Below are 25,110 nucleotides of genomic sequence, written 5' to 3'. Positions count from 1 at the left end.
AAGATAAGTTGATATAAATTCTGATAAAAGTGGAAGGGAGCAGATGATCGATGTCTTTTTTTAAAAACCAATTTGCAAATGTAGTAGAATGGCAAGAATTTAGAGATGATATGATTTTCTATAAATGGAGCAACCGCGAAATCAAAAAGGGGAGCAGATTGATCATACGGCCTGGTCAAGATGCGATTTTTTTTAACAATGGAAAAATCGAAGGGGTATTTCGTGATGAAGGTGAGTATGATATCGAATCGCAAATCATCCCCTTCTTATCGACCTTAAAGGGATTCAAGTTTGGATTCAATAGCGGTATGCGGGTTGAAGTGCTGTTTGTGAACACGAAAGAGTTTGTTGTGAAATGGGGAACACAAAATGCCATTAATATCCCGACACTGGGACTCCCAGGCGGAATGCCGATTCGCGCAAATGGAACGTTTAATTTTAAAGTACATGATTATATTGCATTAATTGATCAAATTGCCGGTGTGAAGGATCAGTATGTAGTGGAGGATGTCAAAATTCGCATCACATCCGTCCTCGATCAGCTCCTGATGAAATGGATTACAAGGGAAGGAAAGGATATGTTCAATCTTCAGGCCAACTCCTTCGACATTTCTAAAGGCATTCAAGAGGATTTAGATATGCAGATGATTAAGAGCGGCATTACGATCAGTGGATTTACGGTGATGAGCTTCAGCTATCCAAAAGAGATTCAAGATATGATTACCAAAAATGCATCACACGGAATGGTGAGTGATGTTGGCAGGTACCAGCAAATCTCCTTAACAGATGGCATGGCTTCTGGAAAAATGAGCGGAGGTGGAGCAGCATCCGATATGGCCGGGATGATGATGGGAATGAATATCGCGGGACAAATGATGAATCAAATGAATCAAATGAATCAAAATTCCCAAAATCAACCCGTATCATCTCAAAGTACGCAACCTCCTGCACAACCACTGGCCGGCGATCAAAAGAGACCAAATTTTTGCCCGAATTGCGGTACAAAAACAGGCGTAGCCAACTTCTGTTCTAACTGTGGGCAAAAACTCATTTAAATGGGGTAGGGTCTACTTACCATTCAATTTCTAAGTGGTTCCACTCAAAAAGGAAGGGGATTTAGCTTCCCTTTCCTTTTAGGAGAACCTTATTACAAATAAATACGGTTATTCGATGGGATAGTTCTATTGTCCCAATGTACCAAGTGGGTGCAAGTACCTCTACATCTCTTACTATTAGATTAAAACAACTTGGAAAAAAAAGGACAATATTTATTTATCAGTCACTTCCCCTGGGAAAGTTGAAAGTAAACGGATAAAAATTAGTTATGCAGCAGAAAAGTAGGAACAAAGCATAAGCGTAGGTATCTATGCTTGTGCTTTTTACTGTTGGATATACCAGAGCATAAATAGCATCGTATTTATTAAAAACACAACAAATATTCAATTAGATTTAAAACCTCACTTACATCACGGTGAACCGTATCATAAGTAAATGAGGTTTTTTTCTTTAAAGAAAATACAAGCCAAAAATAACAAGTTATGAAAAAAACTTGAATATTTTTGGCTTGTTTATTGACCTCAAAAAAATTTTTAATATTTTTTTCATAATGTCTTTTGAATTAGCTGATAAATATTCTTCCTTGCCCTCTAAATAACTCAATTGAATCCAAAAATCAATTTAATGATTTACCATAATTATCTAGTGCTATTGCATATTGCTCAGTATACTTATGAGACAAACGCATTTCTCTTGTTACTACACAGCGGACGTTGAAAATACAACTATCAATCTATTTGCTAAGATATACATATGGGGGTTATCGAAGTGGAAACTAATAAAACTATTCAACATGCTATTGGAGACTCTATTAAATTTCTTGAATCTTATCCGGATTTGCCCATTGAACGAATCGGAAATAGCCGTAGAAAATGGGATGGACTCTGGTGGCATATGGCAGCTCTTTATGAGATGGGGGAAGTAAAACAAATTCCTGAATCAGCTATTGTGAAAGCTAAATATATACTCGAAGCTCAAACCTGGCCCATCTTCATTAAATCCGCCGAAGACCATCCAACAACTGAAATCGATAATATGAAGATGGATTGCTGCCACTGTGAGCTTGCAGTATACTATATGATTTTGATGGACTATGGCTGTGATTTGGACAAGGAACTGCCTTGGATTCGAGAATGGTTATTAAAGCATCAGCTATCCGATGGTGGGTTGAACTGCGACCCCGATGCTTATACTCATTCTAATAAGAGTTCAATCATTTCGACACTACCTCCTCTTGAGGCAATTTTATGGTATACGAACCGTGATTTCACTGAAAAGGAAGCTTTTTTCTTGGATCAAGGCGCACGTTATTTGATTGAACATCGTCTGGTATGTTCTAAACAAACTGGAGACATCATCGATAAGGAATGGCTAAAGCCTTGTTTTCCAAGGTTTTTTGAATACGATATACTACGGGGTATGTCCTTCTTGGTGGAATGGTCACGTCGCAGGAATAAGCCGCTACCAACCGACCTACTTCGTAAAGGTGTGCAACGACTGGAGAGCCATGTCGAAGCAACGGGCATAAGAATTGGGAGGCAAGTATTTGATCCAAAGGGTCCATGGGGTGGGCACACCTTTGCACTGCTTGAAGCCGTATCCGAAATTGGCCATGTTTCGCCTTTTCTAACCAAACATTTTAATGGAATTAGAAGCCAATTGAATCAGGCTCTTAATAATTAAAACAAAATAAACAATTTTATGACCGAATCAAGCAATAGTATTGATATTAATGAAATTATTGTTAAGGGGAAATATAAAAAATACTTTTTATAAACACTATAAACCTCATTTAGATACATTACGGTGAACCGTATCATAAAGTAAATGAGTTCATTTTTAATAAAACTATATAAAGTTAATTTAATGTTTTCCTCCTTGAATTTTAGGTGAAATTTATTAATGATCTAAACTTAGATATATCATTCTTATTAATGATTTTTTTAGATAACCTAACAAATGAAGGAATTTTATATCTTCAAAAAGAAAAAGCTGACATGGCTATATATTGCCTTCATCAGCTTTTTAATGTTAGAACGTAAAGCGTGATACTTGTTCGTCTCCGATAATAAGCCCGTCTATTTCTTGGAAACCAATTTTTTCGTAGACGCGTTTTGCGTGTTCGTTAGTAGGCACATAAGAAAGTGTGATGGTTTGATGGCGATCCTCTTTCATAATCCTAATATCGTCTATTACAAGTTTCATCGCCTTCAATCCATATCCTTTTCCTTGATGTTTTTGATCAATCATTATGCGATAAATCCAGTACTCATGGTCGTCTTCATCAATTCCATAGAGCGTGAAACCAATCATTTCCTCGCCAAGATAGATTCCTTTTGCATAGAAATTTTCAAGGAAATTTAACTGGGCCAGTGATACTGCATTGGATGCTACGAACTTCACTTGATCTTCCCGGACACGCAGCGAAATAGCCTTCAGCCAATTGTCCTTTGTAATAGTTTTTAAATGAAGCATTCTTTATTTTTCCTTTCATAATAATATACATTCATTCAACAATTAAAGGGATGGCTAAAGAATATATAAACTATTGAACTCACTTTATAATATACTTCTCAATATTCCTCACTCCTTTTGGATGAAACAAATTTGATGATTTCATACCGCACTAACTTTTTTCCAAAAAGTCTATCCCTTCCAAATCAATTTATTCGATTGAATCAAGGCCCGAAGAAGGGAGTATGAAATCCACTTTTTGGTATTTAATTAAAATTTTATTCGCTTCTATTAAGTTATGCAACTATTAATAAAGAGAGGAATAAGTACACAAAAACTCCATGCTCGTGGACCAATGGGTTTGTCCACCTTAACCTCAACCAAATATATCTTTTTGAGATATATTTCAGAAAATATAGATTACAAATTCTGTCCAAATTTAATGTTATATTAATAAAAAATAAGATATAAGATTGAGGAGCAGTTATGAAAAAGGAATGGATTCTACGCTGGTCTTTTTTTATTTTTGGATTAATGGTGTTAGCATTTGGCATATCTTTAACAATTGAAGGAAAGCATTTAGGGATTGGACCATGGGATGTTTTTCATTATGGTCTATTTACTAAATTTGGCTTTACTATTGGAACTTGGTCGATAATAAGTGGATTTTTACTTTTGTTGATCAGTTCAATTTTCAATAAGGCATGGCCCAAAATAGGGTCCTTTCTGAATATGTTGTTTTTAGGATTATTTATTGATCTTTTTAATTGGATGTTACCTAGCATTGATAGTTTAGCAGGAGCAACTATTGCCTTTATCATAGGGTCTGTTTTAATTGGGTACGGTATTGGATTATATGTTTCTGCTGATTTTGGAGCAGGCCCTAGAGACAGCTTTATGTTATTAATTGTTGAAAGAACGGGTTGGAGTATCCCGTTGGTCAGAAATGGAATTGAAGTACTCGTTTTTCTTCTTGGTTGGACGTTAGGTGGGCCTGTTGGAATTGGAACAGTGTTTATTGCGTTTGGATTAGGTCCAATTTTAGGATTTTCTATTCCTCAATGTAAGAAATTGATGGCATATTTCCTTGACCAAAAGGATCGCCTGCTAACACATATGTAGACAATGGAAAATAAATAAACATGATTTAGGAGTATCCCTTCATTCTTGGTATTGAATATTAAAGATATATAATAGAAATGAATAAGATTTAAAAATAGTTTTTACCTCTCCTATTATGAAATAAAGTTATTATAAGAGTTAACAAATTAACGAAAGAAATATGAATACTAAGAAAAATAATCTATTTGGTGCAATTTTTGTAGCAGTAAATTGTTTGAAAAATTACCAAGTTGATCATGAAATGAATTATTTAACCCTAAAGTAAAACCTTATAATATTCCATCGATAAGCATAATATCTGCATTATCACATAGTCTCTTGGCACTTTCTTAAAAATAATATGATGTAATAAAATATGAGTAATTAGGAGTGAAGCTTATATATCTAAATTTCTATATAAAAAAACATAAATAGTTCTGAAAATAGAAGTCGACGGTTCATAGATGTTCCTTAACATATTCTGATATAAGCTATCTACAAAAGGCTATAAGAGGATTTTGTAGTGATTTATAAAAAATTGTTAGGTCATAAATGGATAGAGGAGTAGGGAGTGGTTTAAATGAATCAATTTCTTCAGATGGGAGCCAATACAGTTTTAAGTTCTCCAAAAGGTAATGTTACTGTTAGCTACGAAATTTCTAATTCGATAGATATTTCCTTAACAGCTTTCCTTTTAACTGATTCAGACAAGGTACAAGGAGATAGCGGGATCATATTTTATAATCAACCACAGAGCTCTTCTGGTGTAGCTACCCTTTTACCATCTGAGCAAGTGGGTAATACAAAAGTACATAAAATTAATTTTGACATGAGTAAAGTCCCTGAAGGTATTACTAAAATAGCTATAACTCTTACAGAGGATAATAGCACGGGGTTTTCAAATGTTAAGAATTTAAAGGCCGAAATATGTACTGATCATAATATTATCCAGTTAACCCCTTCTAGTTTCAAAAATGAAAATGGAATTGTAGTAGTAGAATTATATCTAAGGAATGGTCAGACAAAGGTAAAATCAATCTGGCGCGGTTTTGATTCTGGGCTTGAGGGGTTGTGTGAAAATTACGGTGTTGAGGTTGAATTTGATGAGCAAAGCAAGCCATCTGAACCTAAAACTATTCAAAAACAAATCCCAAAAGAACCTGAAAAGACTCTAACTATTCCTGAAAATAATAATAGACAAAATATGTTGTCACCGATAAGTCTTGAAAAGGTAAAGGGTAAGGTAAGTCTCGACAAAGGTCAAAAGCCAGTTATTATTGATAAAACACCAGAGATTACTGCTACGGTATCTTGGAAGTCCGGGACAGATTATGATATATATGCTTTGGTCTATACAAAGGCTGGTAAGCAGATAGATGTAGCCATGTTTGGGGCGAAAAGAACTCCTCCCCTCAGGAGTTTTGGCAACGGAGCAGTGGAACATATGGGGGATGTTGGGAGAAATAATCAATCAACTAAGACAGAAGTAATTAAATTAAGATTAAATGATGATATTCTCGCAGTTGTTCCTGTGGTGTATTCTGCTCAGTCAAATGGAACAGGCTCATTCTACAGATACCAAGTGTCCATGAGTATAGACAATCATAATGGAACCTCCGTTACCATATTCGCCAAGAATGCAAATAATAATGATAGAATTTATTCCTGTGTGCCCGGAATACTTCATAATACGCAAGATGGAGTTATTATAAGTCCATTAGAGCTTTATAGTACACCAAACTCAGAGCGTAGACCTAAACTTAGGATGGGGTCTTCAAATATGGTAGAAGTTATAATGGATAAAGGACCAATAAATGATTACAAGTAGACTAGAATTATATAAAAATTGAATATAAAATAGCTAGACAGATAGACCTTTAATCGTTATATGTCATGTCTAGCTTCCTTTTTTTATCTGGGAGTACTTGACCTAAGTGAAAGTAAAATGCTCGGTTTTATCAGCTATTGATTAGGCTTATTCTTCTTTTTTTCTCCTGAAAGTATAAATTACATCAATAATCAGAATAAGGATTAATACTGGGTACACAGCACCTAACAAAAACCGTCTCTTTAGTAGGTACGGAGAACCGTATCACAAGTGATGGTAAACCAAAAATTAGAATGTACAATTGAGATTAGTAAGTTAAATGAAATTAAAAATAAGTTAAATAGGTAGAATTATAAAGCGAAAAAGAGAAAGGATACAATTTTAACGGGTTCCGTTTCCTATCGCAAACATTGAAAATGTAATATAAAATGGCTATCAAATTGTATATGAATTTGATAGCCATTTTTTGTTGATGGAGAGGGATTTTCGTTATTGGTGTAGAAATAAAAGTTTGTGTAAGAATGTATGACAATAAATTGAGATTGGTGTAAAAAAAATGCTTAATACAATACTAAGATTTAATAATATTGCTAGAGAATTAAATACAATTTTGAGGATGAAATTCATTAAAGGAAATAAAGATTATCAACACCCAATTGGACAGACTTTATATAGAGCACTTCATAATTATAACAATCGAGATGCTGTACAGGGTAGTGGTCATGATGGCATTTGCCAACCAGGGTGATAGGCAATTGTTCAATGCTATTTGAATAGAATGTGCTGCTACTATAATTCAATTGATTAATAAAGTTAAAATCTGCTTGAATATTAGGAGGGATTTTCCTCTTTACTCTGCATCCCCTAGGGAAGCTAGCTCTCTCATTACTTCCTTGCCTACAAGTTAAAGGAAATCGGCTGCCAAGCCAGCGTCAAGCAAGTTATTCATGTTATAAGCATAAGGTAAGGGGGGAGGGAGAGGTGTGCAGGAATTACTAAAGTATGGGACAATATGGTGGAATTTTTTTTTAAACAGAAAATAAAAAAAGTATTTACTTTCATTTTTCAGAAAATTATAATTAAATTGTTCGATAACCAAAGGGGGGTTCATATGAAGTCAAAAAGCTTACTATTGATCGTTTGTTTTATGCTAGCCTTGGGTGTGCTTGCAGCCTGTTCAGACAAATCTTCCGGTTCTCCGGAAAAGGCTAATGGGAGCGCAAAGGTGTCCATGGTGTATTGGCCAGGACCAGAGTCTGATGCCATGAAAAAAGTGGTGGATGAATACAATAATGGCCAAGGTAAAAAGGATAAAGTAAATGTTGAAATGGTGTTATTAAGCCGTGATGGAACTTATGAAAAAGAAGCAACCATGATGAGTTCAAAATCAAGTGAAGTGGATATGTATTTTACGGCTAGTTATATTATTGGACAACATGCCCCTTCCTTAGATCCATTAAATAATAAACTGAACTTGAAAGATTATTTGCCTTCCGCTGTTGATTCACTGACTGTTGATGGAAAAACACTTGCGATTCCAATGGATGTTAGCAATCACTTCTTATTTTATCGGACTGATTTGATTGAAAAGTTATTATCTGACAATGCTTGGAAAGCGAAATATGAAAAGGTAAGTGAAAAAGTGGTGGGACAAAAGTTATCTCCAAAGGATCCAAAGGATTGGAATTGGGATGATTTTGTTGCAACCGCTGCCTTCTTCTCGCAAAAAGAAAATAGCAATTCACCTACTAAGTATGGAACAGCTCTTCAATTAAAAAATTTAATTTTCAATACTATGATTTGGGATGACGTACTATGGGGCAATGGCGGAAGCTGGTTAGACGAAAACGGCAATGTTACATTAACATCTGATGCTGCTAAAAAAGCCATGGGAATTTATCATACCATTTATAAAAATCAATATACATCACCAAACTCGTCTGTTGCTGAATATGCTGAGACACAAGAAGCATTGAAATCTGGAAATTCTGCCTTTGCCCTTCAGTGGTCGGCTGCTTACGGAGAATTGAATGATCCGAAACGTTCACCAAACACTGCAGGGAAAATTGGCGTGGCACCAATTCCAGGAGGAAAAACTCATGTTCATGCGCTTGCCGTTGGATTAAACAAGTATAGTAAACACAAAGAGGCTGCGCTAAAATGGATGGATTATTTAACGAAAGAACAGGCCCTTACCACATATGCAAAAAATGGGGGAATCCCACCACTTGCATCTGTACTTGAGAAATTAGGAACAGACAACCCTGTTTTACCGATGATTTCCAAACATATTGATGAATATGGATATTCCGTTCCAATCCTTCAACAAACGCAATCCATTCTTGAGGCACTTTCGAAGGATCTAAGTGGTGCTTGGGTTGGTCAAGGTGAAATTGATCAAGCGCTTAAGAATGCACAAGATTCCGTGGGGTCCTTGTTAAAAAAGTAAGGAATGAATGAGGGGGGGCATCTTGCCATCCCTTTTTCTTTCTATACAAGAGGTGATTTGTATGTATCAAAATGAAAAGTGGGCCAAGTGGGTGTTAGCCTCTCCTTTACTTCTGTTTTTGCTAGTTCTTGTGGTATTCCCTGCTTTTTATGGCATTTATACCAGCACACAAAATATGACGCTGGGGCTGCCGGATTCAACATTTGTTGGAATCGATAATTACTTGAAAGTGTTGAAGGATGATACCTTTTGGCAATCGATGTGGTTCACCGTACGCTTTACCGTCATGACAACGCTCGTGGAGTTGATCTTAGGATTTGGGCTTGCGCTATTATTTGACCGTATCTTCCCGGGAAAACGACTTCTGTTAAGTTTTATACTAATTCCCATCATGGTCGCTCCATCATTAATGGGGATTATGCTCCGGTTAATTTTAAATGAAAATATTGGAGTAGCAACCTACTTTTTTTCAAAAATAGGTTTGGATATCAATCTGTTCGACCCGTCGACGATTGTCCCTCTTTTGGTAGTGCTTGATATTATTCAGTGGGTACCGTTTACCTTCCTTATATTATATTCCGGTCTTCAAACAGTTGACCATGGTCTTTATGAAGCAGCAGCCATTGATGGAGCATCCTACTGGAAAACAATTCGAAAGGTGATTATCCCTGTTGTATCGCCGATTTTGTTTATCGCGTCCTTTTTAAGGGGAATTGATGCATTCCGAACCTTTGACGTGATATACGTGCTGACCAACGGTGGTCCGGGTAATTCTACCACAACCGCAAGCATTTTTATTTATAAAACCGCTTTTAAAGACGGAAATATTGGTGAGGCATCTGCCGCATCTATGTTAATCGCACTAATGCTGCTTGTTCTTCTGTCCTTTTTATTAAAACGCATTGGTACAAAACAAGATTAGGAGGGAAAATGATGAAAACGAAGAAAAGTTGGAACATCACTGCAGCCGTAGTCGTGATTGCGTTCATCTTAAATATCCCTTTAATCAATACGGTTTTTACCAGTTTAAAAACAGAAGGGGACATTTCAGCACAGCCGCCAAAATTCTGGTTTACCCCTACATTCGAGCATTTCCAAAATGTTCTTTATGCAGCGGGGTATGATTTTCCAAAATTTTTTCTAAATAGTATTACTCTTGCATTATCGACTAGTTTGTTGGTGATTGCGATTTCGTTACCATCCGCCTATGCCATTGTCCGGCTCGGCTTTGGAAAGAAACAGTTAATGCCGTTTGCTACCGGTTTGCGGTTGTTTCCACCGATTATTTTTGCCATTCCGTATTACATGATGTTCCAATATTTAGGGCTTCTTGATACGGTTGCAGGCCTTGTGCTTATAAATATATTTTTAAATATCCCGCTTGGTCTTCTTCTCATGATTGGTTTTTTACGTGATTTACCCAAAGATATTGAGGAGTCCGCAGTGATTGACGGCTGTAATGTGTTTCAGGTTTTATTTAAAATTATACTACCGTTGATGGGACCGGGGATTGCTTCAGTTGGCATTTTAACGTTTATTTTTTCATGGAACGATTATTTATTTGCTGTCATCGTTGCTTTGAAAAATGCTACGCCTGTTACGCTTGGGGCAACAATGTTTATTACAAGCTGGGGGATTAAATGGGGAGACATTTCTGCCGCAACTCTATTATCCATCCTGCCGCCGCTATTATTTACATTCTTTGCGCAGCGCTACTTAGTCAAAGGCTTATCGGCCGGGTCAGTTAAAGGGTGAGAAAGGATGAAAATTATGACAAATCAACAGACAACCACCAATTTGTTTTCACATATACGGAGTGTGTACCCTTCTTTAACGAAAACGGAAAAAAAAGTTGCCGATATTGTGCTCGATGAACCTGCTGTCGTGATGTATGCGAGCATAACGGATTTAGCGGAAAAAGCTGCGATTGGAGAATCGAGTGTTCTTCGCTTTTGCAGAAGTGTAGGGTACAAAGGGTTCCAAGATTTTAAAATTGCTCTTGCACAGTCCGTCACAACCGAACTTGAAAATACTTCTCCGTCTATGGACAGCAGAATTGAAGAACTAACGGAAAAAAATAAGCGGCTGCTTCAGGATACTGCAGGTTTATTATCTGAAACTGAAATCGACCGTTCCGCAAAGCTGTTGCTGAATTCAAAGCGAATTCTATTCTTTGGTGTGGGTTCTTCCGGGACTACAGCGCAAAATGCCCATTTTCGCTTCCTTCGCTTAGGGCTGCCAGTGGAGGTAGTAACGGATGCCCATTTAGGATCTGTTAAGGCGTCCTTACTTTCGAGCGAGGATGTCATTGTGGTTTTCAGCGTTTCAGGAAGTACCGTGGATTCCGTTGATGTGGCACAGATAGCACACGAAAAAGGTACTAAAGTGATTGTCACGACAAGTCATGTAAAATCACCTGCAACGAAATATGCAGATGTTGTGCTTCTTAGTGCATCGAGAGAAAAACCAACGGAGGGGAGCGCATTTTCTTCGATTATTGCCCAGCTTCATATCATGGAAATTTTATTTGATTCTATTTTTTCCATGATGGGCAAAAGAGCACAGGAATCTATGGAGCTCACCGCAAAAGCAAGCAGCCGTAAACTATATTAAATGGGGTGAGAGAATGAACATAGAACAATTACAAAATCAAATGGTAGTCTCCTGCCAAGCTCAAAACGATCATCCGTTAAATCATCCAGATATATTAGCAAGATTAGCTTTATGTGCAGAAAAAGCAGGTGCAGTAGCGATTCGGGCTGACCACCCTGTAAATATTAAAGAAATTAAAAAGGTCAGTTCACTCCCAGTCATTGGAATTTATAAAGTTCCAACGAAGATAGAAGGACGCTACTTTATTACTCCTACTTTTGAACATGCCGAAAAGATTGTTGAAGCTGGAGCGGATATTGTGGCCATTGAAGCGACATTTGAATATCAACCAGATGACGAGGCGTTTAAAAGGTTGCTGACAAGAATCCAAACGGAGTTGAAGGTTCCTGTCATGGCAGATGTATCAACCTTGAAAGAAGGGGAGCGGGCATGGAAATTTGGGGCTGAACTTGTGGCAACCACACTTTCTGGATACACAAAAGATAGCAAAAATCAGCCGCGGCCAGATTTTCCGTTACTTGAATCTTTAGCTTTGAAAGGGATTCGTACGGTATGTGAAGGGCATATTCGAACCCCTTCTGAGGCCAAGAAAGCATTGGAACATGGTGCCTATTTTGTCGTTGTGGGGACGGCCATTACAGATCCTGTATCGATAACTAGTTGGTTTGTGGAAGCTTGCCAATAGGGAGGTTTGCGATGTGATTTATGTAGTGGTTGATGGTGGGCAAACGAAAACGGAAGTAACAGTGAAAGACAAGAATAATGAGGTACGATCTTGGCTGGAAAGCCCCATTTTACATCCTGCTTCAACGGCAGGCATGAATCGCTTGACGGAGATTGTTGTGAGCGTATTAACTAAGCTTTCTTCTATTTGCGATGAAGAAAATTCTTTGAAGCTTGCTTTCAGTTTGAGTGGGTTTCATGGTGAAGAATTCATTGAAGCCCATATCAAACAACTGGTCGATGCCTTTTCATTACGGGTTACGAACACGTTGGTGATTCCCGATTATGTTGGAAACTGGTTGTCTGTTACGGACGGCTCACCTGGTATTGTCATCCTGAGTGGAGGTGGCACCATAGCCTATGGTGAAAATGAGCGGGGAGAAAAGTGTCGTCTTGGGGGATGGGGCCACTTACTGGGGGATGAAGGGAGCGGGTACTGGTTTGGCTTGCAAACCATTAAGGCCGCCCTTCGCTCCATGAACGGACTTTCTAATTACACTCTTCTTCAAGAAGTAGTGAAGAAATATTTTCAAGTAAATGGGGAGTTTGAACTCACACATGTCCTAAATTCGGGTCGTATTTCAGACCAAGAAATTGCTTTGTTATTGCCGGAATTGGATAGGGTTGCGATGAGTGGCGACTTGGTGGCTGAAGAAATTGTCCGAAGCGGTGTAACACTTTTAGTAGAGTTAGGAGTAAAGATGACAGAAAAGCTCGGGAATGTCCCCATCTATACTTCAGGTGGAGTATTTAGGGCTACCTCCATCAAGCAAGAATTTCTATCTCAATTTCAGGAAAAGAACCTATCTATCCAAAACGATGTAATTGTCAAGCCAGGAGATGGGGTTTTGCGGTATATGGGGGGATGAAGTGGAGAAAGGTGCCTGCTCGCCTCGAATGCTGTCGAATATTGCTCGTTTTTTAAGTACGTCATCATTAAAATTTTGCAATTTGAAATTGGGATTAGCCGCTCACTCAGCTCGTTTATTTAAAACGAATGAGATCCAAAACAAGTAGTGGGATCTCATTCGTTAGCAAATAATAATAGAACTGCCCTAAGCCAAAAAGACTTACTTTAAGTCGGAAAAATTGTAACTTTTTGTTTCACTAATGATGGAAAAGTCCCTCTTTGATAAAGAAGGGAATCGTTTCAGATCAATTTCCCTTACATATGCAGAAAGGGCCTTATTTGTGCAAGTAGGTTCATTTATATCAAGTCCCCGAAAATCCTTTTAATAGGACAACTCCTTTATCTCAATAGAGAATTTTTTTATTCGCGAAAAATTAAAGACGCTTTCTTTTGACATACCAATGGTTGGATATTACTAGGAAAGGCAGAGGGGACATTTTTTAGATTTTTCGCAACCAATGGAACAAAGTTGCCAGGTAAATCAGATATATTAGGAGAAAATGGAATCTCCTCTAGACTTCTTCCTGTCAAAACACTGATTAATAAAGGACTAATATTTAATCGAACCATTTCTATAATCTCCCTTATTTTGGTTTATTGTTTATGAAATCTCGGTTTAGAATGGTAAAACTCTATTATTCTTTTTCCTATATTAGTGTAGTCTTTGAACTTTTTACTAACTGATAGCGTAAAAAGTAGGAGTGCAGGCACTTGGAACCCTGCTGCCTCTATAACCTATTCAAAAGGTCTTTCTTTAAAAAGGAAGTTCATCATCCGTGATGAATTGTGCTGATTTCTTTCCTTCCACAGTCTCTTCGCTATCAATAAGTTCATCACATTTTTCGCAGCTTATATACGTATCATTTAAATGATAACCTATATATCCATGGGTACATTCCTGTATGTCCCATATCGTTTCCCAATCAACTTCAAACGTGTTATCACACTTTGCACAATAAAATTCTGCACTTCCAAAATCTTCTTTTTGGATCCGTTTGGATTTCTTCTTCTTTTTCCCCATTGGTTTTCTCCTTCAAATAATAGATCTAATTCTATCCCAAAAGGTTTTCTATCATATTGCTTCTAAAGCCTAATATTTTCGGTCTAATAAAAATATAACTGGTTAAGAAAAATGAATCAAATGATCAGAAAGGATGGAATAATACCCCAATTCAATTTACTTATATTATAATTATAGTAAATTATAGGGTTTTTCTGAAAGAGGATGTGAGAAGATTGGAAGAGGCATTATTACATGGGGATGTAGTGAATATTGAAGCAAGGAGAATGGAGCTTGAGGAGCAAAATCTTAGTAGGAGTGAGATTAGAAGACAGCTCACCTCTCAATATCGGGCTTTCTCGAAGAAAAAAGCGTTCACATGTCCATGCTGTGATGAACCAGTGAATATGAACCTAACAGTGGACGATGGCAGACCGTTTTACTTCAAGCACTTAGATGGAAAGAAATGTACCTGCAACAGTGAGTGATATGTCCAGCGAACAGAAGAAAGCTGGATTACATATGAAGGCGTTATCACTAATCACTATTGCAAAGTTAAAAAATACTTGGGATTTCGACACTTTCCGACATACTTGGAGTGGTGACAGTGAATTTTGAAGGTCTGTTCTAAAATGAAACTTTTTTCCATTTTTTACGTAGAAGATACAAATATAAATTTGGGGGAATACTTATGTTTTCAGAAATAAATGCAAAGCTTGTTGCCATACAAGGGGAATTGCAAAAGAGAGATAAATATAAAGCACAGCTAAAGGATTATCAGAAAGAATTAGAAACAATCGAGGATACGCTTTCTCAGCTGCGCACTCAGATTGAATCAGAGAAGGAAGAAGTTGAAAAGCTAGAGCATTTCAGTCTAACAAACTTATTTGCAACATTATCTGGTACAAAGGATGAAAAACTAACAAAAGAAAAGCAAGAAATGATTGCGGCACAGCACAAGCTGGACAAAGCGAAAAAAACGAAAATGGAAATTGACGAAGCGATTCTTGGGCTCAACAATAAACTATTAACTCTAAAAAATGCTGAATATGAGTATCAACAAGTTCTTATACAGAAAGAAAATATGATTAAATCAAGTACATCTCCTTTTGCAGCAAAAGTGTTTGAATTGAGTGAGCAAGAAGGTGCTCTTAAAGCACACATTACCCAACTATTAGAAGCGAATGACGCAGGAAAACGTGTTGAGCGTGCGCTTTCTGATGCAATAAGATCACTAGAGAAAGCAGAAAATTGGGGAACATGGGATATACTTGGTGGTGGAACCATTTCAAGTATCGTCAAACATCAACATATTGATCAGGCTGAATCCGATCTCCATCGAGCCCAAACGAGCATGCGCGAATTCCAAAAAGAATTATTGGATGTTCAAGAAACAGCATTTCCTGAAGTCAATATCTCAGGGATGTTAAAGTTTGCTGACTTCTTTTTTGATGGGTTCATCGCCGATTTTATGGTTCAAGGAAAAATCAAGGGATCATTGGATCAAACAAGAAGCCACCGCGCTAAAACTAAGGATATTTTATTGAAGTTAGAAGCACAATCTGTGGAAAATAAGAAAGAGTTAGAGAAAATTCAAAATGAAAAACAAAGTATTGTTGAAAAAGACGATTTTTGATCATGATCTAATTTAATTTCGATAGTATGGATTATCGCTTCTGTCAGTTTCATGGCACTGAACAATAAAAAATGAATATTTGAATTGCAAATGGTAACAAAATTAAGCCCTTCTCACTGAGAGGGGCTTTAATTTTGCTTATTGTACTTTTATCCAGGTACCATTATTCCAAGATTGGAACAAGAACGTAAGAAGGGTAAATAATAAAATCAAAAGACAAGGAAAAAGGAAAAGCAGCCAGCATTTGATCAAAGGAAATTATTAATGGTTGTTAACCATAAAATTGCTAAGTGCGGGCTACATATCCGTATGGTAGGATGGGAGAAAATGACAATCATTAGGGGGAATTGGGTTGACTATTCCAGATAAAAGGAAACTGATGGAAAGGTTAAGTAAGAAGTTGGGTTGTACATTAATACCCATTAAGAGAAAACAAATAATGTATGAAGGGTTGAGAAATGGAGAGAGAGTAGTAGTTTGCACGCCTTCTTCTAAAATCCATGTTAATGGAAATGGATGGTTTGATTTGACTACCATTCAAGTTGCAATACTAGATGATGCAAACACTGCGCTACTAGCTGTTCGCCTTGAGGGAAATAGAGTTTATATAATTAACTTTAAAAAATTGAGAAAGTTAATGACATCCAACATCACGCTTAACAATTATGCTGTAGGTGATCATTGGAAACTTTTCGTTTGGGAGAACCATATTCAAGTTCAAGGTAATGATCAAAAATATCAAGTTAGCCCCCAAATTATTAAGGCTTCTTAATATAGAGAAATAGGTAAGTAGAAGAGGAGGACCATCATGATCTATGAAGTGATATCAAAATATCACGAGCTTTCAAGAATAGATAAACATCATCGATTTAAATCTTGGGAGCATTGCTACCATTTTTTTAGCACAAACTATAAATCCTTAAATGATGAAAAAACCTTTGACCATGGCTGTCTGCACTTGGCTTTCTACCTTGCAAGCTGGGGGATGCTGAGAGGGGGAGCATTTTTACTTCAAAAGGATTATCGAATACATGAATTCTTTATAAATGATGTTGTGAAAAAAACTTATTATCATCACTTCTATGACCATGAGCTACAACAAAGTATGAATAAGTTAAGTGTAGAAGGTATTGATAAGTTGATAAAAGAAACGACTGAATCGTACATAAATAACATTCCACAGATTAATGGAGAGGACAAATTGATAAGTGTGACGGATACGTTGGCCTCAAAAATATTACTCGGTGTATATGGAAATGTACCAGCATATGATCGATATTTAAAAGGCGCCTTAAAGCTGCATGGAATTAACCAACAATTTAATGAAGCTTCATTACTAGAATTAGTCGACTTTTACAATGTTTATCGAGATGAATTTGAAAAATGCCACCAATTATTTAGTAAAGATGGGACTTACTATACTCCAATGAAGCTAATTGATATGTATTTTTGGCAGGTGGGTTTCTTAATGGTTACTGTGGATGAAAACAATAGTGAACTAGTAAACATTAAGGAATTTGCTTCTACATTTTCTAACTATAGATGTAGGCAATTCAATAATTTAGCATTAATTATGCCAAAGTCTATTAAAAATCCCGGATTAACGGATAAAATACGAGAGTATATTATTAGCAGATTAAAACAAGCCAAAGAAGAGGGAATCACTTCAATTGATCTAAAGTCGGGTGATATCCATAAAAGTCTTATGTTAGAAAACCGAATGCCACCTGTATGTAATGCGATGGGTTCACTTGGAGTTTACCGGATTGAAATTATTCATGATACGCCGAGTGGGGCTAGTTCGACTAAGATAGTGAGGTATTATTTATAGTTGATAGAGAGTATTACATAATGTAAGAGCGATGTTTGCATAGGATTTCTTTCGGTTAGCTCATCTGCTAACTTGCAATTAAACGGTCAATTGATAGGAGTTGTACATACACAAGGTCTGAAGTTCACTAATCTATCAGATTTCGACAAACTTCGGGGCACGGGAACTTATTTGATTTGATTGAACAAATTTAGCATTTAAAGTAATCCTTTAAATTTCGGATTAATCGCGGTGAACCGTATCATAAGTAAATGAGGTGGTGAAAAGTGGCTTAAAAAGGAATACCTTTGAAGTAATTCAAAGATGAAATACGGCTTTTAGATTTAAGAAAAATGAGGCAGCAAACTAAAGCTATCCCTCTTGTCGTAAACAACACTTGACAACAAGTATTGTTTACGACAAGAGGGATATAAATTTATTTAAGTTTACAAATCTGAAATATTTAATAATGTAAAATAATGTTTTTCTAACTCGTTAAAATCCATTAATCTCAATTGAGACTGATACGTATTGTTATTAATAAAGGTAATTCGCCTGATGAATTCACTTCTTGTAAATCTACAGTAGGGTATGACTGAGTTACTTTGTTTATTTCTATTAATAGAAATGCTATATAATACTTTTTTTGATTCTCTATTTGTGACCAGTTTACTTATAGAATAAATTTTATTATGTATGTAAATATCAATCTCTCTAGATAAATTTTCAAATTCCCGTTTATCTATATATTTATAGCTATAAAAAAAGCCAGAGTAAATTTTCTTTATTTTATAATACTCAACTAAGGTCTTTTTATTTATAAAATTATCTTTTTTTATAAGAAATTGGATATTAGTAAGGAAATTTAACCTTTCAATTAGAAGGTTAACATTTTCAATATTGTTGCATCTTTTTTCTTTAATAAATTCATTAAAACACTTATTAATTTTGCCTAAATAGGTATCAAGCTTTTTTTGTGTAATTGAAGTAATGAGCTTATTCTTAGTTTTACTGAATTTGTAGCCAAGGTATTCAAACTCAATGTAGTTAGACTGGCTGATAGGTGTTTCTGCTAATTTTTCTTTATTTATTGTTAAGTCATATGATTCAATTATTGATACAATTTTCTTTTTTAATTCATCTTTTTCTCTTTGGTAAAATTGGCCGTTAAATACTATAAGAATATCGTCAACGTATCTGCAATAAAAATTTACTCTTTGGTCTACTCGTTTAATTTCAAAGTCTAACTCTTCAAGGAAAATCTCAGATAATGGGTTGCTGATCGATACTCCTTGAGGAACTCCCATATCTACTACTTTTATAAATTCTTTTATAAGATAATAATCAGTTGAAGAGATGATAGAACTCCGTTTTAATTTATACAATAATTTGTTTTGAGATATAGAAGGAAAAAATTTTTTTATATCGATCCTAATAATATAGAAATCCATTTGATATGACAATTTATTTTTTATACTCTTAATAATTGAATTTCGGTCTTTATATTTTATTCTATATTTAGTATTTAATTTATCTTTAAGATAATCTAACACTAACCTATCTCTAATAGTTGGTATATATACAATTCTATTATTTTTAAGTTTTATAGATTTTAATTTAGTAAATTTATATTTCTTTTTAGTAACTTTCCTTCTTATAATCTCATACTCGTTATCTCGAATAGTTTCAAAGTGAGGTCGAGTAATTTTGTCCATACCGGTATTGAGATGGTGATAAGATTTTTTGAAGTAAAATTCTAATAGTTCTTTAGATAGTTGCTGTTCAAACATAATTTCACCTCATAAAGGCTAGATCACATAATAAATGTTGTGTTTTTCCAACTTTCCAGAGGTACACTTCAAGAATGCCCTCCTAGGCATAGTTAGTTTAAAGTAATCAATGAAGACTTACTAAGCACAATTAGTAAACCATATTGCGCTATTTATAGATACTTCTTGTGCTGCGTCTAGCCTTTATACTATAATTGTAACATAATTTTCCTAAATTTCTACAAAATGCGAGGGAATGTTTTTGGCCAAAAAAACTTCTATTTTTCTATTGTTAGATGTTTTACCATTCGAACTACCAATTATTTATTCTAATGAAAAATTAAAAGAATTTATTGATCAAAGTAGTGAATGGGGTAAAATCTATATCAGTGATATTAAGTTTGAGGAAACACAACCAGTTAATTTTAGCATCTTTAAAAAAGACTATTCAAAAAGAATAATTAGTCTTATTCATCCAATAGCCCAACTAAATATGCTTAAATTTGTAGAGTTTTATGATGAAGAAATAATAAATTTTTTTATTACAAATTCAATATTCTCAATTAGGTATCCAAATGAGATTAATTCAGTTGATAGAAAATATATTGAAAAAATAAATTATGATTTGCAGTTTCTGTTTAATGAACAAGAAGAGATTAATAACAATGAATATTTGAAATATATGGATAGTTATTTTTCAAAAAAACATTTCATAAAAATCACTGATTTTTACAAGTCAAATGCATTTAAATTATTAGAAACGAAATATGCTCATTTGTACAAAATGGATATCTCAAACTGTTTTTACAATATATATACTCATAGTATTGATTGGGCTTATTTAGGTAGTAAGGAATATGCAAAATTAAATAGAAAAGGTAGAAGATTTTCTACAGTTCTAGATGAAATAATGAGTGCAAGTAACCATGGAGAGACTAATGGAATCGTTGTAGGTCCAGAGTTTTCAAGAATAGTTGCTGAAATTATTCTTACAAGAATTGATAATTTGGTATATAAAAAGCTACAACTTAGAAGAATAGTTTATAAACGTGATTATGAAGTAGTGCGATATATTGATGATATTTTTATTTTTTCTAATGATAATTTTATATTACAGGTAATTAGAGAGGTTTATCAAGAAGAGTTAATTAAATATAAATTGTCAATTAACGAAAAAAAGGTTTATTTTGAAAATAGTCCATTTTTAAAAGGACATAACTGGGTAATAAAAATTAAAAGTATTCTAAAGCGCTATTTCGATATTTACGAGGACCCAAGTGGTTTAAATAGAGTAAATATTAAAAGGATAACAAATAGTTTTTTAGAGGAAGTTCGTGCATTAATAATTGAATTTGAAAATGAAAAACAAAGTATTGTTTCTTTTGTTTTATCTGCTTTTGAGAAAATGTGGCATAAATTAATATCAAAGTCTGTAGTTGAAATAGCAGAAAAAGAAATTAAGACATATTTGTTATGTAAACTAATTGATCAATTACACTATATATTAGTTTTTTCATTAACTGCTCAAAATGTCGTGAAATATACAAAATTAACAATTTTAATTAATGTTCAATCACGGGTTATAAATGATCCTGGCATCTCTGAATTAATATATAAGAAGGCATACGAACTATTAAAATACCATAATAAAAGAAGTACAGAAATATTAAATATTATTATTTCTTTGAAGCATAATCCTAAAGATTTACCAGAAAGCCTATTATTAGATATTCTCCAAGATGAAAACTATCTTTCTCTTTCAACAGTTGCATATTATATAGATAATGGAAAAAGGAGTTTTCGATGTAAAAAAATCAAAGAATATATTAATAAAACAATTGATAGGATTATTAATGAATTAGAAGAAAAATTCATATTGCCAAGTACAGATAAGCAAAAGATAAAGAAACTGTTATTACACCAAGACTTTTACATAATTCACGATTTCTACTCAAGTAAAATAATAACAAAAACGAATAAAAAGCAAATAAAAAAGATAATTGATAAAATCATATGTCAAAATTGGAATGATAAAAAAGATGGTATTTTAAATATTTTTGTAGACTATGTTAAAGATCTTGATAAACCTTTTATGAGATGGGATGCTAGTGAGTATGATCTAATTAAAACTATTGCTGAAAGGACTAATAAATCAGATACAACAGTATCTGTTTGAGTGGAATTTAAGAAGTTAATCATGATAACTTTAATAAAATAATGATAAATAATTATGATATTGAGAGTGTATACAAATGAATAGCTTAAATAGTAACGTTTCAAAGCTTTTTACAGGGTTAATAATGTTTCCGTTAGTTTTTTTCGTCATATACGCGTTAACGCTAGTATTGGCAGAAAAAATAATGATTATATCTGGGTACGGAATATCATCATTAAATAGATTGATAATAGCGATTATATTAGCATCTGGCATATCTCTATTCCTAACATGCATGTTGTACTTTATTTTTATAAATATTTTTAAAGTTAATAAGAAATCTTTTTTGAGGAAATATCATTATACTCATTTAGTCTTTTTTTACATATCAGGTTTAATTACTGTTTTGATAACAATAGAACCTATTTTGTTAGCAGACAAACTTATTATGAGTTCTTTTAATGGAAATTGGAAGTTTAGCACAGTAATCTTGTTTTTGATTGTTTCAAATTATACTATTTTTAACTCGGTTATAATAAATGACGATTTTAGTTTATTAAAAAGGGATGAATCTGACTAAAACCTCATTTAGGTACAATACGGTGAACCGTCTCATAAGTACACAACTATACTTTTTAAGAAACAATATCCTCGATAAGATTGGATCCTCTATGCATCATAAATAGAGGATCTTTTTATTTCTGTCCAAATATAGTACAATTTTACATATCCAATAAATAACAGTTTGATAGAAAAGTTTTAGTTAGGGGCAAAAAATAATGGAAGCGGTCGAAAAGAAACTAATAGTTAATTCCGACAAGGGGAATCTATTAAGAGAATTAGTAAAATCGATGAGCGAGTGTGAGCGGTTTTACTTTAGTGTGGCTTTCATTAATTTCAGTGGGCTGCAACTTCTCCTTGATCCTTTAAAGGAAGCAGAGAATAAGGAAATCAAAGGGAAGATTATTACTTCAACTTATCTAAATTTCACAGATGCAAAGGCGTTAGAAAAAATTAGAGAGTTTAATAATGTCGAATTAAAGGTTTTTGTTACGGATAAAGAGATTGGTTTCCATACGAAGGCGTACATATTTGAGTACAAAGATACCTATAAGGTGATTATCGGCTCTTCCAATATCACGCAAAGCGCTCTGAAAAGTAATATTGAGTGGAATGTTGAAATTATAGCGAAAGAGAATGGCCGGTTTATTCAAGATGTTTTAAAGGAATATGAATATCTTTGGAATATGAGTGAAGAGGCGGATCAAGACTTTATTAGTAGATATGAAGATTTTTTAAAGAGCGTCAAAAGTGCACAAATAACCCATCAAATGATCTATGAAAATAAACAATATATTGTCCCTAATAGAATGCAAAAGCGAGCAACCGAGAATTTAGCAAGACTGAGAAGCTTTGGGGAGAAAAAGGCTTTAGTCATTGCCGCAACCGGTACAGGTAAAACCTATATGTCAGCTTTCGATGTGAAAAGTTTAAAACCGAAGAAACTCCTTTTCATAGTACATAGGGAAGAAATATTGAAAAAAGCAAAAGATACCTTTGAAATGCTCTTACCGAATGGGGGTCTATCTTTTGGCTTGCTCACAGGTAATCATAAGCAGAAACATGTCGATTATGTGTTTGCCACCATCCAAACCATTTCGAAATGCTATCATGAATTTGAAAAAGACGAATTCGATTATCTAATCATTGATGAAGCTCATCATGCGACAAGCCCTACTTACCAAACTGTACTAAATTATTTCGATCCGAAGTTTACTTTAGGTATGACAGCAACGCCAGAACGAAGCGACGGCTATAATGTATTTGATCTGTTTGATAATAATGTGGCACTCGAAGTCCGTTTGCATGAGGCTTTAGAGGACGAGCTGGTTATTCCTTTTCATTACTTTGGGATTACTGATATCGAAGGTGTTGATCTAAGTGATGTTAATATTGACGATATTGCCGAAATCACAAAGAGGTTAAAGGTTAATGAACGCGTCGATTTTATTATTGAAAAAATGGATTTCTATGGTCATGATGGCGAGAAAAGAAAAGGACTTGGTTTTTGCGTCAGTATTGAACATGCTCAGTATATGGCAAGTGAATTTAATAAAAGAGTCTATAAAAGTGTTTGTTTAACTGGTGATGATTCAACTCAAAAAAGAGAGTTCTATATAAATCAATTAGAAAGTGACCATGATGATTTAGAATTTATTTTTACAGTTGATATCTTTAATGAAGGGGTCGACATTCCTTCAATTAATACTGTACTTATGTTGAGACCAACAAACTCGCCAATCGTGTTTATTCAGCAACTTGGAAGAGGATTGCGGAAGCACACGGATAAAAGCTTTTTAACGGTCCTTGATTTTATTGGTAACCATAATAAAACGTTCCTCATTGCATTAGCTTTAAACGGAAGTCGATATTATGATAAGGAAAGCTTGAAGGTTGCAATTGCTACAGGCTTTGCTAATATTCCTGGCTGTACCCATATTCAGATGGATAAGATTTCACAAGAAAGAATTTTGGCTCAGATTGATAACGAAAACTTCAATTCCATGAAGTATCTGAAGGAAGAGTACTTCGAATTTAAAAAGCTCAATCAGGGGAGAATTCCATATTTATTGTTAGATTATCTGAAATATGACGGCGCACCTGACCCTGTCAAATTTATCGATAAAGAAAAAACGTATATAACTTTCGTGGCCAAAGTAGAGAAGGATGACTATTTAAAGGACCTTTTACAAAATGAGGCTTTTGAGGAGACTTTGAAGGAACTATCTAGTAAGCTTCCACTTAAGAGAATCTATGAGTTTGTCATCATTCGCTATTTGTTAGATCATGAAGAAATTAATCTAGAAATCGCTACTCGTCAAATCGTAAAGATGATATCTAATGTTGATGATGATAGCGTTCAACATGCCTTTGAATCTTTGAATCAAAACTACTATGATAGTATGCAGTTAAAGAATAAGCCTAAATTAGTTCAATATAGCAATGGCACACTGGTTAAGTCTGCAATGTTTACGGAGCTATTAGAAAATGAGGATTACCGGAAGTTTGTTGAAGATATAATTAATTACGGGATTTTCCGTTACGAAAAGGAATTCAAAGCAGACTACTACGGTGTTCCGCATTTTAAACTTTATGAGCAATACCAAATGGTAGACGCAGCTTTGCTGTCTAACTATCGAAAAATCCATAGTTCTTTTAGAGGTTCAGGCTTGCTAGCAAATGGAAATGAGTATTTTCTCTTTATTGATTTGCATAAAGAAGAGGACGTAAAGGAAAGTATCAACTACAAGGATAAATTTATTAGTACACACGAATTCCAATGGCAATCTGTAAATAATACTACTCAACAGTCCGAAAGAGGGAAAAATATTATATTTAATAAACAGCGGGGAGTCAATCTTCATTTGTTTATTCGAAAATACAAAGAAATTGATGGTAAGACGGAACCCTATATTTATATTGGAAAAGGGAATTCTATTCATTTCGAAGGGGACAAGCCGATTACGGTAAGAATGGAATTAGAGAATGAAGTACCAGCAAATCTGTATACGGAATTCACGAAAAAAGTGTAGTCTTCTCATTTTG

21 protein-coding genes and 1 pseudogene are annotated in these 25,110 nt (G+C 34.6%); 18 read left to right on the top strand and 4 right to left on the bottom strand.

The genetic code is table 11. The features are described from left to right. Positions 1 to 50 precede the first annotated feature (50 nt). Positions 51 to 1,055, top strand: a complete 1,005-nt coding sequence (locus tag RTR43_RS05790) for an SPFH domain-containing protein (RefSeq protein ID WP_312470345.1) — start codon at positions 51 to 53, stop codon at positions 1,053 to 1,055. Positions 1,056 to 1,824: 769 nt separating this feature from the next. Beyond that, positions 1,825 to 2,739, top strand: a complete 915-nt coding sequence (locus tag RTR43_RS05785; protein ID WP_312470344.1) for a hypothetical protein — start codon at positions 1,825 to 1,827, stop codon at positions 2,737 to 2,739. Positions 2,740 to 3,087: 348 nt separating this feature from the next. Here RTR43_RS05785 and RTR43_RS05780 read toward each other — a convergent pair whose 3' ends face one another. Beyond that, positions 3,088 to 3,531 (bottom strand): GNAT family N-acetyltransferase, encoded by a 444-nt coding sequence (locus tag RTR43_RS05780; RefSeq protein ID WP_312470342.1) that lies wholly within the window; start codon positions 3,529 to 3,531, stop codon positions 3,088 to 3,090. Positions 3,532 to 3,829: 298 nt separating this feature from the next. Between RTR43_RS05780 and RTR43_RS05775 the strand changes: the two are divergent. The 10 genes and pseudogenes from RTR43_RS05775 to RTR43_RS05730 form a co-directional block, all read left to right on the top strand. Further along, positions 3,830 to 3,964, top strand: a pseudogene (locus RTR43_RS05775) (hypothetical protein); the annotation flags it as partial. Positions 3,965 to 3,996: 32 nt separating this feature from the next. Beyond that, positions 3,997 to 4,632, top strand: a complete 636-nt coding sequence (locus RTR43_RS05770; protein ID WP_312470341.1) for a YczE/YyaS/YitT family protein — start codon at positions 3,997 to 3,999, stop codon at positions 4,630 to 4,632. Between the two features lie 559 nt (positions 4,633 to 5,191). Then, on the top strand, positions 5,192 to 6,439 hold the full coding sequence (locus tag RTR43_RS05765; protein ID WP_312470340.1) for a TerD family protein: 1,248 nt from the start codon (positions 5,192 to 5,194) through the stop codon (positions 6,437 to 6,439). Between the two features lie 556 nt (positions 6,440 to 6,995). Then, entirely contained in the window at positions 6,996 to 7,187 is a 192-nt protein-coding gene (locus tag RTR43_RS05760; protein WP_312470339.1) for a site-specific integrase, read from the top strand. Positions 7,188 to 7,550: 363 nt separating this feature from the next. Further along, a complete protein-coding gene (locus RTR43_RS05755; protein WP_312470338.1) occupies positions 7,551 to 8,888 on the top strand; it encodes an ABC transporter substrate-binding protein in 1,338 nt (445 codons plus the stop codon). A 61-nt stretch (positions 8,889 to 8,949) separates the two neighbouring features. Beyond that, complete coding sequence (locus RTR43_RS05750; protein WP_312470337.1) at positions 8,950 to 9,810, top strand: carbohydrate ABC transporter permease; 861 nt, start codon at positions 8,950 to 8,952, stop codon at positions 9,808 to 9,810. Positions 9,811 to 9,818: 8 nt separating this feature from the next. Next, a complete protein-coding gene (locus tag RTR43_RS05745) occupies positions 9,819 to 10,643 on the top strand; it encodes a carbohydrate ABC transporter permease (RefSeq protein ID WP_312470336.1) in 825 nt (274 codons plus the stop codon). A gap of 6 nt (positions 10,644 to 10,649) precedes the next feature. Next, complete coding sequence (locus RTR43_RS05740; protein ID WP_312470334.1) at positions 10,650 to 11,501, top strand: MurR/RpiR family transcriptional regulator; 852 nt, start codon at positions 10,650 to 10,652, stop codon at positions 11,499 to 11,501. 13 nt (positions 11,502 to 11,514) lie between these two features. Next, positions 11,515 to 12,186, top strand: coding sequence for an N-acetylmannosamine-6-phosphate 2-epimerase (locus RTR43_RS05735; RefSeq protein ID WP_312470332.1), 672 nt, complete (start codon positions 11,515 to 11,517; stop codon positions 12,184 to 12,186). 13 nt (positions 12,187 to 12,199) lie between these two features. Further along, a complete protein-coding gene (locus RTR43_RS05730) occupies positions 12,200 to 13,093 on the top strand; it encodes a BadF/BadG/BcrA/BcrD ATPase family protein (protein ID WP_312470331.1) in 894 nt (297 codons plus the stop codon). Between the two features lie 401 nt (positions 13,094 to 13,494). On the opposite strand, the gene RTR43_RS05725 is transcribed toward RTR43_RS05730, so the two are convergent. Then, on the bottom strand, positions 13,495 to 13,704 hold the full coding sequence (locus RTR43_RS05725; protein ID WP_312470329.1) for a hypothetical protein: 210 nt from the start codon (positions 13,702 to 13,704) through the stop codon (positions 13,495 to 13,497). A gap of 184 nt (positions 13,705 to 13,888) precedes the next feature. Continuing rightward, a complete protein-coding gene (locus tag RTR43_RS05720) occupies positions 13,889 to 14,155 on the bottom strand; it encodes a hypothetical protein (RefSeq protein ID WP_312470327.1) in 267 nt (88 codons plus the stop codon). Positions 14,156 to 14,370: 215 nt separating this feature from the next. Here RTR43_RS05720 and RTR43_RS05715 point away from each other — a divergent pair, with 215 nt between their 5' ends. From RTR43_RS05715 to RTR43_RS05700, 4 genes are all read left to right on the top strand, one after another. Then, entirely contained in the window at positions 14,371 to 14,622 is a 252-nt protein-coding gene (locus RTR43_RS05715) for a DUF7830 domain-containing protein (RefSeq protein WP_312470325.1), read from the top strand. 203 nt (positions 14,623 to 14,825) lie between these two features. Then, complete coding sequence (locus tag RTR43_RS05710) at positions 14,826 to 15,770, top strand: coiled-coil domain-containing protein (RefSeq protein WP_312470323.1); 945 nt, start codon at positions 14,826 to 14,828, stop codon at positions 15,768 to 15,770. Between the two features lie 352 nt (positions 15,771 to 16,122). Next, positions 16,123 to 16,542 carry a hypothetical protein gene (locus RTR43_RS05705; protein WP_312470322.1) on the top strand — a complete coding sequence of 140 codons (420 nt, stop codon included), beginning with the start codon at positions 16,123 to 16,125 and terminating at the stop codon, positions 16,540 to 16,542. 36 nt (positions 16,543 to 16,578) lie between these two features. Continuing rightward, positions 16,579 to 17,601, top strand: coding sequence for a hypothetical protein (locus tag RTR43_RS05700; protein ID WP_312470321.1), 1,023 nt, complete (start codon positions 16,579 to 16,581; stop codon positions 17,599 to 17,601). 425 nt (positions 17,602 to 18,026) lie between these two features. Here the strand turns inward: RTR43_RS05700 and RTR43_RS05695 are convergent, their stop codons facing one another. After that, positions 18,027 to 19,370 carry a reverse transcriptase domain-containing protein gene (locus tag RTR43_RS05695; protein ID WP_312470320.1) on the bottom strand — a complete coding sequence of 448 codons (1,344 nt, stop codon included), beginning with the start codon at positions 19,368 to 19,370 and terminating at the stop codon, positions 18,027 to 18,029. Positions 19,371 to 19,611: 241 nt separating this feature from the next. Between RTR43_RS05695 and RTR43_RS05690 the strand changes: the two genes are divergently transcribed. Together RTR43_RS05690 and RTR43_RS05685 are read left to right on the top strand one after the other, a co-directional pair. Then, complete coding sequence (locus RTR43_RS05690) at positions 19,612 to 21,525, top strand: RNA-directed DNA polymerase (protein WP_312470318.1); 1,914 nt, start codon at positions 19,612 to 19,614, stop codon at positions 21,523 to 21,525. A 758-nt stretch (positions 21,526 to 22,283) separates the two neighbouring features. Further along, positions 22,284 to 25,097, top strand: a complete 2,814-nt coding sequence (locus RTR43_RS05685) for a DEAD/DEAH box helicase (protein WP_312470316.1) — start codon at positions 22,284 to 22,286, stop codon at positions 25,095 to 25,097. Positions 25,098 to 25,110: the final 13 nt, after the last annotated feature.

The organism is Neobacillus sp., assembly GCF_031988165.1.
Lineage (GTDB): Bacteria > Bacillota > Bacilli > Bacillales > Cytobacillaceae > Neobacillus > Neobacillus rhizosphaerae.
The sequence above is the reverse complement of the archived record's forward strand: the minus strand, read 5'-3'. Positions and strand labels throughout refer to the sequence as shown.

What these genes read in the sequence shown, in the direction of transcription:
- RTR43_RS05685 (WP_312470316.1), top strand. Translation starts at nt 22,284, where the DNA reads ATGGAAGCGGTCGAAAAGAAACTAATAGTTAATTCCGACAAGGGGAAT.
- RTR43_RS05720 (WP_312470327.1), bottom strand. Translation starts at nt 14,155, where the DNA reads ATGGGGAAAAAGAAGAAGAAATCCAAACGGATCCAAAAAGAAGATTTT.
- RTR43_RS05700 (WP_312470321.1), top strand. Translation starts at nt 16,579, where the DNA reads ATGATCTATGAAGTGATATCAAAATATCACGAGCTTTCAAGAATAGAT.
- RTR43_RS05765 (WP_312470340.1), top strand. Translation starts at nt 5,192, where the DNA reads ATGAATCAATTTCTTCAGATGGGAGCCAATACAGTTTTAAGTTCTCCA.
- RTR43_RS05735 (WP_312470332.1), top strand. Translation starts at nt 11,515, where the DNA reads ATGAACATAGAACAATTACAAAATCAAATGGTAGTCTCCTGCCAAGCT.
- RTR43_RS05725 (WP_312470329.1), bottom strand. Translation starts at nt 13,704, where the DNA reads ATGGTTCGATTAAATATTAGTCCTTTATTAATCAGTGTTTTGACAGGA.
- RTR43_RS05740 (WP_312470334.1), top strand. Translation starts at nt 10,650, where the DNA reads ATGAAAATTATGACAAATCAACAGACAACCACCAATTTGTTTTCACAT.
- RTR43_RS05780 (WP_312470342.1), bottom strand. Translation starts at nt 3,531, where the DNA reads ATGCTTCATTTAAAAACTATTACAAAGGACAATTGGCTGAAGGCTATT.
- RTR43_RS05790 (WP_312470345.1), top strand. Translation starts at nt 51, where the DNA reads ATGTCTTTTTTTAAAAACCAATTTGCAAATGTAGTAGAATGGCAAGAA.
- RTR43_RS05745 (WP_312470336.1), top strand. Translation starts at nt 9,819, where the DNA reads ATGATGAAAACGAAGAAAAGTTGGAACATCACTGCAGCCGTAGTCGTG.
- RTR43_RS05695 (WP_312470320.1), bottom strand. Translation starts at nt 19,370, where the DNA reads ATGTTTGAACAGCAACTATCTAAAGAACTATTAGAATTTTACTTCAAA.
- RTR43_RS05760 (WP_312470339.1), top strand. Translation starts at nt 6,996, where the DNA reads ATGCTTAATACAATACTAAGATTTAATAATATTGCTAGAGAATTAAAT.
- RTR43_RS05710 (WP_312470323.1), top strand. Translation starts at nt 14,826, where the DNA reads ATGTTTTCAGAAATAAATGCAAAGCTTGTTGCCATACAAGGGGAATTG.
- RTR43_RS05750 (WP_312470337.1), top strand. Translation starts at nt 8,950, where the DNA reads ATGTATCAAAATGAAAAGTGGGCCAAGTGGGTGTTAGCCTCTCCTTTA.
- RTR43_RS05755 (WP_312470338.1), top strand. Translation starts at nt 7,551, where the DNA reads ATGAAGTCAAAAAGCTTACTATTGATCGTTTGTTTTATGCTAGCCTTG.
- RTR43_RS05770 (WP_312470341.1), top strand. Translation starts at nt 3,997, where the DNA reads ATGAAAAAGGAATGGATTCTACGCTGGTCTTTTTTTATTTTTGGATTA.